Source organism: Flavobacterium filum DSM 17961 (genome assembly GCF_000425465.1).
GTDB lineage: Bacteria > Bacteroidota > Bacteroidia > Flavobacteriales > Flavobacteriaceae > Flavobacterium > Flavobacterium filum.
The window spans coordinates 384,907-398,793 of the sequence record NZ_KE384381.1 but is presented as its reverse complement, the minus strand read 5'-3'; the positions used below and the strand labels follow the sequence as shown (position 1 = coordinate 398,793).

Annotated in this window: 11 protein-coding genes and 1 tRNA gene; 5 read left to right on the top strand and 7 right to left on the bottom strand. The window is 33.8% G+C overall.

What is annotated here, in order from left to right; all coding sequences use genetic code 11:
- Positions 1-6 precede the first annotated feature (6 nt).
- Both H601_RS16925 and H601_RS15915 read left to right on the top strand, forming a co-directional pair.
- On the top strand, positions 7-168 hold the full coding sequence (locus H601_RS16925) for a T9SS type A sorting domain-containing protein (RefSeq protein ID WP_425402337.1): 162 nt from the start codon (positions 7-9) through the stop codon (positions 166-168).
- A gap of 120 nt (positions 169-288) precedes the next feature.
- Positions 289-1,191 (top strand): T9SS type A sorting domain-containing protein, encoded by a 903-nt coding sequence (locus tag H601_RS15915; protein WP_051220775.1) that lies wholly within the window; start codon positions 289-291, stop codon positions 1,189-1,191.
- Between the two features lie 112 nt (positions 1,192-1,303).
- On the opposite strand, the gene H601_RS0114805 is transcribed toward H601_RS15915, so the two are convergent.
- Both H601_RS0114805 and H601_RS0114800 read right to left on the bottom strand, forming a co-directional pair.
- Positions 1,304-2,647: an HTTM domain-containing protein gene (locus H601_RS0114805; RefSeq protein ID WP_026712221.1), complete on the bottom strand. Its 1,344-nt coding sequence runs from the start codon at positions 2,645-2,647 to the stop codon at positions 1,304-1,306.
- Positions 2,644-3,573, bottom strand: a complete 930-nt coding sequence (locus H601_RS0114800; protein ID WP_026712220.1) for a bifunctional riboflavin kinase/FAD synthetase — start codon at positions 3,571-3,573, stop codon at positions 2,644-2,646. Before H601_RS0114800 ends, H601_RS0114805 begins: the two co-directional genes overlap by 4 nt.
- Before the next feature lie 163 nt (positions 3,574-3,736).
- On the opposite strand from H601_RS0114800, the gene H601_RS0114795 reads away from it, so the two are divergent.
- Complete coding sequence (locus H601_RS0114795) at positions 3,737-6,382, top strand: zinc-dependent metalloprotease (RefSeq protein WP_026712219.1); 2,646 nt, start codon at positions 3,737-3,739, stop codon at positions 6,380-6,382.
- Positions 6,383-6,425: 43 nt separating this feature from the next.
- On the opposite strand, the gene H601_RS0114790 is transcribed toward H601_RS0114795, so the two are convergent.
- The 4 genes from H601_RS0114790 to H601_RS0114770 all read right to left on the bottom strand — a co-directional run bounded on the left by H601_RS0114790 (position 6,426) and on the right by H601_RS0114770 (position 9,799).
- Positions 6,426-6,935, bottom strand: coding sequence for a hypothetical protein (locus tag H601_RS0114790; protein ID WP_026712218.1), 510 nt, complete (start codon positions 6,933-6,935; stop codon positions 6,426-6,428).
- A 20-nt stretch (positions 6,936-6,955) separates the two neighbouring features.
- Positions 6,956-7,579 carry an aminoacyl-tRNA hydrolase gene (gene pth, locus H601_RS0114785; RefSeq protein ID WP_026712217.1) on the bottom strand — a complete coding sequence of 208 codons (624 nt, stop codon included), beginning with the start codon at positions 7,577-7,579 and terminating at the stop codon, positions 6,956-6,958.
- A 519-nt stretch (positions 7,580-8,098) separates the two neighbouring features.
- The gene (locus tag H601_RS0114775; protein WP_026712216.1) at positions 8,099-8,707 is read right to left on the bottom strand and encodes a 50S ribosomal protein L25/general stress protein Ctc; all 609 of its coding nucleotides are present in this window, start codon (positions 8,705-8,707) and stop codon (positions 8,099-8,101) included.
- A gap of 150 nt (positions 8,708-8,857) precedes the next feature.
- A complete protein-coding gene (locus H601_RS0114770) occupies positions 8,858-9,799 on the bottom strand; it encodes a ribose-phosphate pyrophosphokinase (RefSeq protein WP_026712215.1) in 942 nt (313 codons plus the stop codon).
- A gap of 154 nt (positions 9,800-9,953) precedes the next feature.
- Between H601_RS0114770 and H601_RS0114765 the strand changes: the two genes are divergently transcribed.
- Together H601_RS0114765 and H601_RS0114760 are read left to right on the top strand one after the other, a co-directional pair.
- Positions 9,954-10,033 (top strand) — tRNA-Leu (locus H601_RS0114765).
- Between the two features lie 148 nt (positions 10,034-10,181).
- Positions 10,182-13,250, top strand: a complete 3,069-nt coding sequence (locus H601_RS0114760; protein WP_026712214.1) for a CHAT domain-containing protein — start codon at positions 10,182-10,184, stop codon at positions 13,248-13,250.
- Here H601_RS0114760 and H601_RS0114755 read toward each other — a convergent pair.
- Positions 13,247-13,858 (bottom strand): hypothetical protein, encoded by a 612-nt coding sequence (locus H601_RS0114755; RefSeq protein WP_026712213.1) that lies wholly within the window; start codon positions 13,856-13,858, stop codon positions 13,247-13,249. The two genes, H601_RS0114760 and H601_RS0114755, sit on opposite strands and share 4 nt — an antisense overlap.
- Positions 13,859-13,887 lie beyond the last annotated feature (29 nt).

Below are 13,887 nucleotides of genomic sequence, written 5' to 3'. Positions count from 1 at the left end.
ATTAGTGTGGCCATCTACGATATGGCAGGACGTTTATTAGAGACAAAAGACATCCAAGCAGATGATTTATCATCACAAAAAATCGGAGAACGTTATCCAGCAGGCGTATACAATGCAATTGTTACCCAAGGAGACGAAACCCGCGTAATTCGTGTGGTGAAACGATAATTTAAATTTTCGTAATAACATTAAAACCTCCGAGAAATCGGAGGTTTTTTTATTTACAATTTGATAACCTATTTAAATTAATTTTACTATACTTTTGTAAATAATTTAATTGTGAAGTTTATGAAAAAAAATTACAATCTTTTAACGTTTACATTTTTGCTATTAACTAGCTTAAGTGTTTGGTCTCAAATTACAGTAACACGTTGGAACTTTAATGGAACAGCTGCTGATGCTGTTGCAGGAGGAACAACTTCACCTTCACCTTCAGAAGGCAATGGTTCTGCTTCTTTGTTAAATGGAGTCACTGCTACTTTTGCATCAGGAACGGCATCAGGTGGTTCAAGTGATCCGGTAATAACAACTCCGGATAACTATGGTTGGAATACTTCAACTTATGCAGCAATAGGAACAGAAAACAAATTACGTGGAGTACAATTTAATGTAAGTACAGTAAACTATGAAGGTATCAAGTTTTTATTTGATCAACGTTTAAGTAATACCGCTAATAATACTTATGTGGTACAATACACAACAGATGGCTCAAATTGGATTGATGCTGAAACATTCACATTTACGCCTGCTGAAACAGGAACCGGTGATGTTTGGTACAACCAAAGAACCGTTAATTTAACATCAGTTTCAGATTTAAATAATAATCCAAATGTTGCATTCAGAATTGTTAGTGCTTTTGACCCTACTACAAATGATTACAGAGCAGCTAGATCAACTTCTACATATGGAACTGGCGGAACTGTACGTTTTGATATGATAACTGTAACCGCTGAATCTTCTTTAAGTTTACCTAGTTTTGAAAATCAAAACACATTATTGATTTCACCAAATCCTGCAACTAAAGGAATTGTGAAATTGAATCAATTGTTGTCTTTTGATGTGTATGACTATAATGGAAAGAAATTATTTAGTGTACAAAATTCTGATGAAGTTGATACATCAAACCTTTCAACGGGTATATATTTTATAAAAACTGATTCTGGTTTAGTTCAGAAAATTATTGTGAAATAAGATTATTCTCATATAGCTTTAAAACCTGCCTTGTGCAGGTTTTATTTTTTTAAAATCAAGCTAAATAGTGGTTCTTTTGAAATGAGAATTGAAATTATGCTAATAAGAAGCATTAATTCTCTTTTTTTGATTGTAGTTCACCTTTTGAGTCATACAACAAAATCCAGTCATTATGGAAAAAGTAATTCCATTCGGCTTGAGCAAAATCAACTTCAGGGTCGATAAAGCGTTTGTATGGTTTTCGGTTAACAGATAATTGTGAATCTACAAAAATTTTAACTAGGACGCCTTGTTGAGCAAATTCCTTTTTAATATGCTGTGCCATTTGCCAAATTCCATCAGGTTTACTTGTAACCAAAGACAATTGTTTCTTTGTTAATTTTTGACCAATATCATAAGGAATTTCCAAGTTTGTTTTTGCATCTATTACTTTAAACCGAGTGATACCATTTTTGTCACGTAACATCATTCTCCAGCTTAACCGATGACCTTCTTCAGTCCAAAGAACATCTCCTTTAATGAACCAATGTCTAACAGGTAAAATCAATTGAAGAACAAGAAGTGGAATAAAGAAAAAAGCAATTTTATTTTCAAATTGAAATGAAGTATGAAGCCCTTGATCAAGGATTGGTTTTTTTCTCAAAAAAAGAGCTCTGATTTTTTCAGGAGAATAAAAGAACAAAACAAAACTAAGTGCAAAATAGGGAAAAATACCTATTTTTAGAGTAACGGAGTTAAATAAATGAAACAACAACGAAGCTAAAAAGGCAACATTCCTTGTTTTTTTCCACAATAAAGCGGGAATAATCAATCCATCAAATAAGATACCTGCATAAGCAATAAACAGGTGAAACCATTTTTCTGTAAAAATTGTACCCAAAATTGGAAAGCCCGAAAGATTTGAAAATAAAATTCCGGTGAAGGTTCCATCAAGCCAATCTGGATAAAATTTTGCAATAGTTGCAAAAAAATACACAATGGTCATTTGAATAATCATTACCCAACTAGTCCATCGTGGCATACTGTAACGCTTTATTTCGGGTTTGATTTTTGCGTCTATTGAAGCATACGTATTAGCCGGTAAGAATAACATAATTATACTTACTAATAATAGTAAATAGTAGTGATTGTTATAAGAGGCTTTTTGCATAAAATATACCCCTGCCCATAAAATGGTAAACAAACCTACACTAAACCGATATTTGTATCCAATTGCAATTAAAATTCCTGTTAATCCCATCAAAATATAGTAATAGTACATTCCGTTACCTGGTAGCGGAACTAAAAAGTCCATTCCAATATGAGGAAGATTAACGATGGTGTCAACAAGGTTTTTTTTAACCCATCCTGTAGTTAAGGCAACCAAACTTTCAGCAAAAATCAAAAGCCCAAATAGAATTCTAAAAACTATTAATGGTGAATTGTCAATGGGTTGATATGCTTTTTTTAAAATCATTTAGAAGTGAAATAGTCTAGGGCTTTTTCTTTATCAAGCTGAATTTGCATTTTAAGTTTTTCCAATGATTCAAACTTAATTTCATCTCTTAATCGATGAATCACTTGAATTTGAATTTTTTTATCATATAGAATTTCATCAAAATCAAAAAAATGAACTTCTATGGATAGTTTTTCCCCATTTACCGTGGGGTTAAATCCAATATTCATAATCCCTTTAACAAGTTTGTCTTTCCATATGGATTGAATCACATATACACCTTGTTTGGGGATAAGTTTATACGATTCTTCAACAACAAGATTGGCCGTTGGAAAGTTAATGGTTCTTCCTATTCCTTTTCCTTTTTTAATTTTTCCGGTTAATAAATAGTTATAACCTAGATAAGAATTGGCTAAAGTTATATTCCCTTCTTCTAATGCTTTGCGAATTTTTGTAGAACTTATAGTCACATCATGTATTTCTTCGGCAGTAATTTGTTCCACATCAAAATGAAATTTTTCACCATAAACGATTAAGTCATCAATGGTAGCTGTTCTGTTTCTTCCAAAACGATGATCATAACCAATAATCATTTTTTTACAATTGAATTGTTCAACAATGATGGTTTGAACAAATTCTTCTGCCGTTAATCGCGAAAAGGCATGATCAAAAGGGTGTATGACAAGATTTTGCAATCCACAATCGGATAATAATTGTGTCCTTTCTTCAATCGTGTTCAATAACTTAAGTTCTTGATTATCCTGCAAAATCATTCTTGGATGAGGGAAGAAGGTGAGTACTAAACTTTCGAAGTCAGTATTTTCAGATGCTTGAATCAATCTTGATATGATTTTTCGATGTCCAATATGAACGCCGTCAAAGGTTCCAATTGTAACTACTGTAGGTTTCTGGCCGGAAAATTGAGAAATGGATTGAAATGTTTTCAAAAAATCTTTTTTTACAAAATTAAACAATCGATATCATATATCAAGAAAAGTAACCTATCGATTTCACATTGTTTTTTTGTTAAAAAGGAATAGAATGTAAAAAATATTGAAAATTTATAAAATTGTGATATATTTGTGTTTTAATTAATTACAAAAACTAAAAATGAAAAAAACATTACTAATTGCCTTGTTTTCTGTTTTTTCGCTATCCGGAATAGCACAAACAGATAAGTATTGGAAGGCAGCAACTTCTGTGAGTGAAGTGGCAAAAAATGCACAGAGAGAATCTTTTCCTTCTGATTTTAACTTGTATGAGCTAAATGTAAATGCTTTCAAACAAGCATTAAATAATGCTCCTGACCGTTTTTCTAACGAAAAAGGATTAGTTGTTACAATGCCTAATGAAAATGGAAAATTCGAGCGTTTTGAAGTGTTTGAAGCTTCAAACTTCGAGCCTGAATTACAAGCGCAGTTTCCTCAAATTAGAGCATATGTAGGAATCGGTATTGATGATGTTAAAGCACAAGTACGTTTTAGTGTGGATCCAAAAGGCGTTCAAGCAATGACGTTTAGATCAGGAAAAAGAACTGAATTTATGGAGCCTTACGCTGCAGACGGTAGTGTTTATGCTTTTTATGTTTCTTCAAGAACCAAAGGAAAAATGCCTTTTACTTGTTCAACAGTAGATCACAATACAGCTTCAGGTATTTTATCGGATAAAAATATTAATGTAGAACAAGCATCTAACTTAGTATTAAAAACATTTCGTTTAGCCCTTTCATGTACCGGTGAATATGGTGTTTACCATGGAGGTACAGTTGCAGGAGCTTTAGCAGCGATGAATGCAACTATGACACGCGTAAATGGTGTTTTTGAAAAAGATTTTGCAGTGAGAATGAATATTATTGCTAATAACTCTGCTGTTGTTTATATTAATGCAGCTACTGATCCTTATTCACCGGCTTCTGGAATGAATAACTGGAATAGTCAACTTCAAACCACACTTACAAACGTAATTGGTGAAGCAAACTATGATGTAGGTCACTTATTTGGTGCTACAGGTGGTGGTGGTAACGCTGGTTGTATCGGTTGTGTTTGCGTAAATGGTCAAAAGGGAAGCGGAATCACTTCTCCAGCAGACGGTGTTCCACAAGGTGATACATTTGATATCGATTATGTTGCTCATGAGTTAGGTCACCAATTTGGTGCAAACCATACTTTTTCTGTAAACGTTGAAGGTTCTGGAGTTAATATTGAACCGGGTAGTGGTTCTACTATTATGGGATATGCCGGTATTACGGATTATAATGTTCAAAATAACAGTGATGATTATTTTGCTTACAGAAGTATTTTACAAGTACAAACCAACTTGTTAAATAAAACGTGTCCAACAAATACAACACTTACTAATCCTGCTATAACACTTACATCAGGTGGTAACTGGACAATTCCTCAAGGAACAGCATTTATTTTAACGGGTACAAATCCATCAAATAATCCGGGTGCAACCTTTACGTGGGAACAAAATAATAATGCAGATAACTCAGTAACGGGAGCTAATAGTGTTTGTTTTCCAACAAAAGCGTTAGGGCCAAACTTTAGATCGGTAATTCCTTCTGACACTCCGGTTCGATATATGCCGGCATTTAGCTCTGTGTTAAACGGACAATTATCAACAACTTGGGAATCTGTTTCTACGGTTCAAAGAACATTAAGTTTTACTTTGACAGCTAGAGATAATATTGCAAATGGAGGTCAAACAGCTACCGCTACTGCATCAATTACGGTAAATGCTGCTGTTGGTCCATTCTCAGTATCCTCTCAAAACACTGATGGAATTTCTTGGAATCAAGGTTCAACTCAAACCATTACTTGGAATGTGAACAATACAACATCATTAGTTGGTTCTACAAATGTTGATATTTTACTTTCAACAGATGGAGGTCAAACTTTTTCAACTGTTTTAGCTTCAAACACAGCTAACGACGGTTCTGAAACGATTACAGTTCCAAATGTAGCAGCACCATTCTGTAGAATCATGATTAAACCAACAGGGAATATTTATTATGCCTTAAATAGTCGCCCTTTCGCGATTGGCTATACGATTACAAATACTTGTAATACCTATAACTTTACAACACCATTTGCTATTCCAGACAATACTACAACATTTACAACAAGAACAATTGCAGTTCCGGATAATGTAACCATTAGTGATGTAAATGTTGGTGTTAACTTAACGCATACTTATTTAGCTGATGTGCTAGTAGCGGTATTAAGCCCGGGTAATACTCAAGTAAATGTATTTAGCAGACAATGTGGTAGCAATGATAATTTAAATTCTACGTTTGATGATTCAGGTGCTGCGATTGTTTGTGCTACACCAACGCAAGGAACGTATGCTCCTTTCCAAGCGTTAAATGCTTATAATGGTCAATCTTCTGCCGGTAACTGGATAGTAGGTTTTAATGATAATGCAGCACAAGATACAGGAAATGTAACTTCTTTCTTTATTCAAATTTGTTCTCAACAAGTTACGTTATCTACACCAAATTATGGTTTTGATGATTTTGCAGTGTATCCAAATCCAAGTAATGGTAACTTTACAGTTCAGTTTAGCAATGCTACTCAAAACGAAGTAAAATTAGCAGTTCATGACATGAGAGGTCGTTTGGTAATGGAAAAAACGTATGAAGGTGGAAATTCATTTAGCCAAAACATTCAATTAGATAATGCTCAATCAGGAGTATATTTATTGAGTGTAACAGATGGTGAAAGAAAAGAAGTAAAACGTATCGTTGTAAACTAATTTAAGTTTAAATAACATAATAATAGCCTTGCATTTTGCAGGGCTATTTTTTTTGAGGTAAGGATACACGACGAATGAGTTGTGGCACTTTTTCGGTTTCAAATTCCAAATCAAATGCTAATGAAGAGTGTTGAATTAATTGCAAGCTTCCTTTGTTGATTTGAAAATATCCGGTTTGACCTTTACAAAAACAATGACGCCCAAAAATCAGTTTGGTTTGTTGAAGTTCAACATCACTTAAATTTAATGATTCATCTGAAGTTTTAATTTCAAAAAGAACATCTTCTCGATAATGACCATCTTGTAAATTAGCTTGTGTGGTTTTATTGTGTTGATAGTGAATTACAGTTGTTCCTTCATTTTCTTTAATATCATAATATAACCCACCCAAATCATCTTTTAGTAAAATAAGTTGCTTATTATTTAAAACAGAAAGGGTACATAAACCTTCAAGAGGGCATTCTTTTTGAATTGGAATATCAATAATGTCACTATGCTTTTGTGATGAACATGAAAGTAAAAGTAAACTAAATAAAACTCCTGTCTTTTTCATGTTTTTAACGCATTCTAATTTTATTTGCCATTAAATTCATTCATCGTATTATTCAGTCCCGCTAATGCAAAAGATTTTATGATTTCAGCCGATTTCTCCAATCGTTCAGGAAGTTTTGCATTTTCGTCCTCATTCCATTCGCCAAGCACATAATCAACTTGCTGCCCTTTTTTAAATTGGTCACTAATACCAAAACGAAATCGCGGATATTCAGACGTGTTTAGTAAGCTTTGAATGCTTTTTAATCCGTTATGTCCACCGTCACTTCCTTTGGTTTTGATACGGATGGTGCCAAAACTTAGGTTTAAATCATCGGTGATAACTAAGATATTTTCTTTTTCTATGTTTTCTTTTTCCATCCAATATTTCACTGCTTTGCCACTGAGGTTCATATACGTATTGGGTTTTAAAAGTAGTAATGTTCGTCCTTTGATTTTGAATTCGGCTACATCGCCCAACTTGGCGGTTTGAAAACTGATGCTTTCTTTTTTGGCAAAATAGTCGAGTATTTTGAATCCGATGTTGTGGCGAGTATTTACGTATTCGGCTCCAATGTTTCCGAGTCCGACGATTAGAAATTTTTTCATATCCAGTGCTGTGACGGTTTTTTGATTTTGAAAAAGTGACGTAAACCAGTTAATCATGTTGCAAAAGTACAAAAGTTTCTAATTCAAGCCGATTTTGATTTGAAGCACGTTCTACCCCTGATGGTAACGGATAGCCTTGTGCAGCCAAAACCGATTTTTTCTTGCTGACCCAAAGCGACCTTAGAAGCTCTTGGGGCGGCTTAGAAAAAACGGTTGTGGCAAACAAGCTTGTGTGAACAGCAGGATTAGGTTCTTGAAAAAGTGGACAGTTTTCAGTCTCAGTTTGGAGTTTGGAGTTTGTAGTTTTCAGTCACGGTTTCCCGTAATCTTGTCATCCTGACGAAGGAAGGATCTTCGCAACACAGTTTTCATTCACGGTTACCCACAATCTTGTCATCCTGACGAAGGAAGGATCTCAATGAAACGATTATAGTAAAACAGTCATAAATGCCGTATCATTTACGAAGAAGACCCGAGCGATTGCAAACAGACGAAGCAAATCACATAACGATATGTAAATATTCAAAAAAAAAGCACCGGCGTGAACCGATGCTTTTGATATTGAGAAAATGGATATTATTTTTTCTTTTTTGCTCCACCTTTTTCTGCTTTTGCAGCTTCTTGAGCAGCTTTCATGGCAGCACGTGAAATTCTCACTTGACAAACCACAGTGTTGTCAGGGTGCATTAATTTGAAATTGTTGGTTTCAATTTTAGTAACATATAATTTGTTACCCATTTCTAATTCTGAAATGTTAGCTTCTACATAATCCGGTAAGTTTTTTGGTAAAGCTTTCACTTTTAAACGACGTTGGTTTAAACGTAAAACACCACCACCTAATACACCAGGAGAAGTTCCGGTGATTTTAACCGGGATTTCCATCATGATTTCTTTATCGTCTTTTAACGCGTAGAAGTCAATGTGTAAAATTTTGTCTGATACCGGGTGAAATTGGATGTCTTGTAAAATCACATCCGCTTTTTTACCGCTATTTAATTCAATTACAACAGTGTGTGCGTTTGGAGTGTAAACCAAGCCTTTGAACGCTTTTTCTTCTGCTGCAAAATGTACTGGTTGATTTCCTCCGTAAATAACGCAAGGAACCATTCCAGCATCACGTAAGGCTTTTGTTGACTTTTTGCCTACGCTTTCTCTTTCTGATCCTTTAATCGTAATCGATTTCATTGTAAAATATATATAATTAATAAATAAAAATTCGTTTTCTGTTGTCGGTTGTCGGAAATTTGTTTTCTGTTATCAGTTGTCAGTTGTCAGTTGTCAGTTGTCTGTTTTTTACAATTACCTTTTACCAATTACCCATCACCATTCATAAATCTACATCAAAAATTTTCCACTAATGGAATTGTTGTGTTGCACCATGTGCATTACTTCTGCAAAAAGCGGTGCACAACTCACCACTCTTATTTTGTTTGATACTTTCTTTAACGGAATAGAATCGGTTACTATTAATTCGCTCAATTGTGACTTTTCAATTTTTTCGTATGCATCGCCGGATAAAATGGCATGTGTACAAATGGCTCGAACGCTCAGAGCTCCTTTTTCAATCATCAAATCGGCGGCCTTTGCTAAGGTTCCTCCTGTATCAATCATGTCGTCAACTAAAACGACGTTTCTTCCTTTTACTTCACCAATCAATTCCATTGTGTCAATTACGTTGGCCACTTTTCGTTGTTTGTAACAAATTACAACATCCGATTCTAAAAATTTAGAGTAGGCGTAAGCTCTTTTGGAACCGCCCATGTCGGGTGAAGCAATGGTTAAGTTCTCCAATTTTAAACTTTTTACGTATGGTAAAAAGATGGTAGAAGCAAACAAATGGTCAACCGGTTTTTCAAAGAAACCTTGAATCTGATCAGCGTGTAAATCCATCGTCATGATTCGTGTTGCTCCGGCAGTTTCCAGTAATTTAGCTACTAGTTTTGCTCCAATTGGCACTCTTGGTTTGTCTTTTCTGTCCTGACGAGCCCATCCGAAATAAGGAATTACTGGTGTAATGTGTCTGGCCGATGCTCTTTTTGCAGCATCAATCATTAACAATAGTTCCATCAAGTTGTCTGCACTTGGAAAAGTGGAACAAACGATGAACACCCGCAATCCGCGAATGGATTCTTCAAAAGACGGTTGAAACTCGCCATCACTATATTCAGAGAACGTTACTTTACCTAGCGGAATTCCATAGTGTTGAGCTATTTGTTCAGCTAAGTATACACTTTTTGAACAAGCAAAAATTTTTGCTTCCGGTTCGTTGTGTGACATTTTAAATGGTTGTTTTGTAGTTAGTTAGTTGTGTGTCGCCGAAACGAGGTGCAAATTTAGAAATAAAAATCAACTTAGAAAGGAATTTTTACACAAATTTCTTGAAAATGTCTCAAAAAATTATTTACATTTGCACCCACAAATAAGCATCCTTGCCCGGATGGCGGAATTGGTAGACGCGCACGACTCAAACTCGTGTACTTAGGTGTGTGGGTTCGATTCCCACTCCGGGTACAAAACCTCTCAGAAATGGGAGGTTTTTTGTTTTCAGAGAACTCCTATCAAAATTGTAACAAATCAAATTTTCTTCAAAAAAAAATAGTATTTTTAGCTGTTTACTTTTATCGAATAATGACACTAACGAATCTAAGCAGGTTTGGACATGAAAAAAATATTTTTTATCTATTTTATACTTTTTAACAGTTCCATTTTTAGTCAAAAAAGCGAGATTGATGAAATGGTGAAAAGAGCAGATTCGTTAGACCAGCTAAAAGAGTACGAAGAGTCTATGCTGCTATGGAAATCAATTGTTTTAAAAACTAAAGATGTTAATTTTGAATATTATTCAGGTAGGTATGCTTTTGTAAAAGGATTTTTACAATCAAACAATAGAGAATATGAACAAGCCAAACAGCTATTTTATCAAGCAGAAAATCATTTTTTAAAATGCAAGAAAACAAAAGAAATACAAAAATGGTTGAGCAATACTTATTTGCAGTTAAGCTATTGTTTTGGGGATTGGGAAGAAGCATTAAAAATCAATAAAAAAGGTTTAGAATATACTCAAAAATATCTTCCAAATGATCAAAATATGATTAGTTTTTTGGTGGATCAAGGAGATATGTACAGAAGATTGAGAAAGCATGAACAAAGCATTGTTGTGTTAGAAAAAGCCATCAAAAAAATCAATCGTTTAACACCAAAAGATTATGAAAATTTAGGCTATACACACAATTTACTCGGTATTGCGTATTCTGATTTGCATATTCATAATCAATCACTCTACCATTATACTAAAGGTATGGAATTTCATCAAAAAGCCAATTCTGAAGACAAAGCGTATTTGGTCAATTCGATGAACAATGTAATTTGGGAAAATTTAGATTATGGTGATGTGAACAAGGCTAGAGAAGTGTTAACTACGTTAAATAAAAATTTCTACCGTTGGTATAAAAACAAGAATTTTGCCACTACCGATGCGGGAAATTTTAAGGAGTATCATCTTCATTTTAGGGCATTAATGTATTTGTCTAATCTACGAATTCAGATGTATGATGAAAAGGTAGAAGAGTCAAAAAAATACTTGGATTCTATCGCATTCATATTTGATAAATATCCGGATAGCAGAAAAAAAATAGATAATACACTACTTTTAGCACGTTATGATTTTGATTATTTATATGCTACACTCGTAAAAAAAGAGCAAAGCAAGCAAGATGAACATATAAAATTTTTAAAGAAAACAATTGAAATCGCAAAATTTAGTGAATCAAAACATGATGAATTAGTGGCGTATTTAAAATTGGCAATTGCCTATAATCGCTATCAGAAATTGGATGAAGCATTAACCGTAATCGAAGCGTCAAAAAAAATTAATGAAACCTTCTTTAATGCTTCAAGGTTTACGATCGAAGTGCTGGAAGCTAACGTTCATGAAGCAAAAGGAAATAATGAAAAGGCTCGACAAATATTGGTAAACACCTTTCAAAAATTATTGCCGAAAGACAAAAAAATTCAATCGTTGAGGAAAATCAAATATACCGATTTCAAAAATTTCAATAGTAGCACATTTTTAAGGAACACAGTAAATGCGGCAGCAATTTATTTTTTACTGTATGAAAAAACGAAGAATAAAGAAGATTTAGTAGTCTCAAATACGCTTTATTTTTTAGCCTCTGATATGTTTACGGAATTTTATCAAAAAGGGAAATACAATGCTTCTTTAAAAATGTTTAACCAAGAAATTGCTTCCGGACTATTAAAAACGCAATTAGTAATAAATCCGAATGACCAACAAAAAATAAAATCCATTTTAAACCGAATTGAAAATAATGCTTCACAACATTTATGGAATGTTTTTGAGTCTAAAAATAGTCAACAACTGAAAATACCGGCATCACTAATCAGAAATTTGAATGAACTGGTTTTTGAACGAAATACAATAGAACAGCAGCTTGAACTTTCAAATGAAACGAAACAACTTAAAAACGAATTAGCGGTTTTAGATACAAAAATTGCTCAACTCAAAGCAAAAATTTCCCAAAAAGACCCTTCTTTTGAAACGTTTAAATCAGCTAATTTTTCGATTGACAACGTTCAAAAAAAATTGAAGAAAGACCAAGTAATCATCAAATATATAGTAACAAATAAAAAAGTGTATGCCTATTCCATTCAACAGGATGCTTTAAAAATGGTTGAAATAGGAGATACTCCCGAGCTAAATACGTTGGTTAAAAATCATTTGGCAAGCATCAATTCTATTCAAGCACATTATATAAAAACAGGAAAAAAACTGTATGATGCATGTATTACTCCGCTTATGCAATCAAGTTCAACTTCTAAGATAATTTTTATACCGGAAGATTTTTTAACGGCTTTGGCTTTTGAAACTTTGGTAGATAAAAAGGGGAAATTGTGTATTGAAAAACATCAGCCAAGTTATGCGTATTCTTTAAAACTATGGGAAATACTCAAAGATAAAAAAGGTACGGACGGCAAAAAACAAATGGTGTCATTCGCTCCGAATTATCCAAAAATCCCTTCTGAAACGCAAATGAGAGGTCTTCGAAGAGCCGATCTGTTCGATTTAGCCGAAGCAAAGAAAGAAGCGAAAAAGATCAGTGCAATGTTTGAAGGAAAACTTTATTTGAATGAAGAAGCGAATAGAGCAAATTTTTTACAAGCTACTACGGATTTTTCGCTTCATCATCTGGCCATGCATTCTGTTGTAGAGGAGGATTATACCAAATCTTCATTGGTTTTTTCCGGCAATCAGAAAGTGCTTTTTGATGAATTGTATCAATTGAATTTCCCTTCTGATTTAGTGGTTTTAAGTGCATGCAACACTGGAATTGGAGCAATGGAAAGTGGAGAAGGAATGATGAGTTTGTCAAGAGCCTTAACCTATTCAGGAGTGAAATCATCGGTTTACAGCCTTTGGCAAGTGCCCGACAAAGAAACGTCAGAAATCATGATTGCGTTTTATGAAAATCTAAAAGAGGGGCGGCCGAAAGATGAAGCCTTAGCCAATGCCAAACGTGATTTTATTCTAAAAAATCCATTGAAAAACCACCCGTTTTATTGGGCCGGATTTGTAGTAAATGGAGACATTTCGCCCATTGTAAAGGATTATTTTTGGTGGAAAATCGGGGGTGGAATTATCATTTTTATACTAATTGTTTTTGTCCTCATGGCAATAAAGAAAAAAAACAATAGTGATTCAAACACCTAATTCATTAATAAGCGTAAGTTTTTTTCTGAAATACTGTCAAAAGTTGCCTGATCGATGGCACCTTCCAACAATTCAATTTCTTTATCAATAATACCAATTGTTAGCTCCAATTGTTTTTTATAATCTGCCTTATCTTCTTTAATCGCTTCAATTTTTTTATTTTTAAAATCTGAACGCATCATTTTAATATCAAAAACTAAATTTTCTTTAATGATATTGAATTGTTCAATACTTGTGGGTTGAAGCATTTCAACTAAAAGCTGTGAACGCAATGTCTCTGAAAAAAAAGGTGGCACATCAAGGGCTAAAAATTGATCTCTTTTTCGGTTGGGTAAAGTATCAACAGTTTCGGCTATTACATCACATCTTTTTATCAACCACTCCAATTCTTCTTTTCCGGCTTGTAAAATTTTTACAGTAGCCTCCTCATCTGACTTTTGTTCTTGTATATCGGTAAAATAAAGCCCCAAAACAATACCTACAAAAGTTCCAACAAGGGAAAGAATATACCCAAAAGTATCCGGATATTTTTCTCTAAACTTTTTGGTCCAATTTAAAAATAATATAATGGGTAAAAAACAAATAAGAATGATAAAGGTTATACTCATAAAGCCTCTAATTTATGTAGCAAAATAAA

What these genes read in the sequence shown, in the direction of transcription:
- H601_RS0114790 (WP_026712218.1), bottom strand. Translation starts at nt 6,935, where the DNA reads ATGAAAAAGACAGGAGTTTTATTTAGTTTACTTTTACTTTCATGTTCA.
- H601_RS0114795 (WP_026712219.1), top strand. Translation starts at nt 3,737, where the DNA reads ATGAAAAAAACATTACTAATTGCCTTGTTTTCTGTTTTTTCGCTATCC.
- H601_RS15915 (WP_051220775.1), top strand. Translation starts at nt 289, where the DNA reads ATGAAAAAAAATTACAATCTTTTAACGTTTACATTTTTGCTATTAACT.
- H601_RS0114775 (WP_026712216.1), bottom strand. Translation starts at nt 8,707, where the DNA reads ATGAAATCGATTACGATTAAAGGATCAGAAAGAGAAAGCGTAGGCAAA.
- H601_RS0114770 (WP_026712215.1), bottom strand. Translation starts at nt 9,799, where the DNA reads ATGTCACACAACGAACCGGAAGCAAAAATTTTTGCTTGTTCAAAAAGT.
- H601_RS0114760 (WP_026712214.1), top strand. Translation starts at nt 10,182, where the DNA reads ATGAAAAAAATATTTTTTATCTATTTTATACTTTTTAACAGTTCCATT.
- H601_RS0114805 (WP_026712221.1), bottom strand. Translation starts at nt 2,647, where the DNA reads ATGATTTTAAAAAAAGCATATCAACCCATTGACAATTCACCATTAATA.
- H601_RS0114755 (WP_026712213.1), bottom strand. Translation starts at nt 13,858, where the DNA reads ATGAGTATAACCTTTATCATTCTTATTTGTTTTTTACCCATTATATTA.
- pth (WP_026712217.1), bottom strand. Translation starts at nt 7,579, where the DNA reads ATGATTAACTGGTTTACGTCACTTTTTCAAAATCAAAAAACCGTCACA.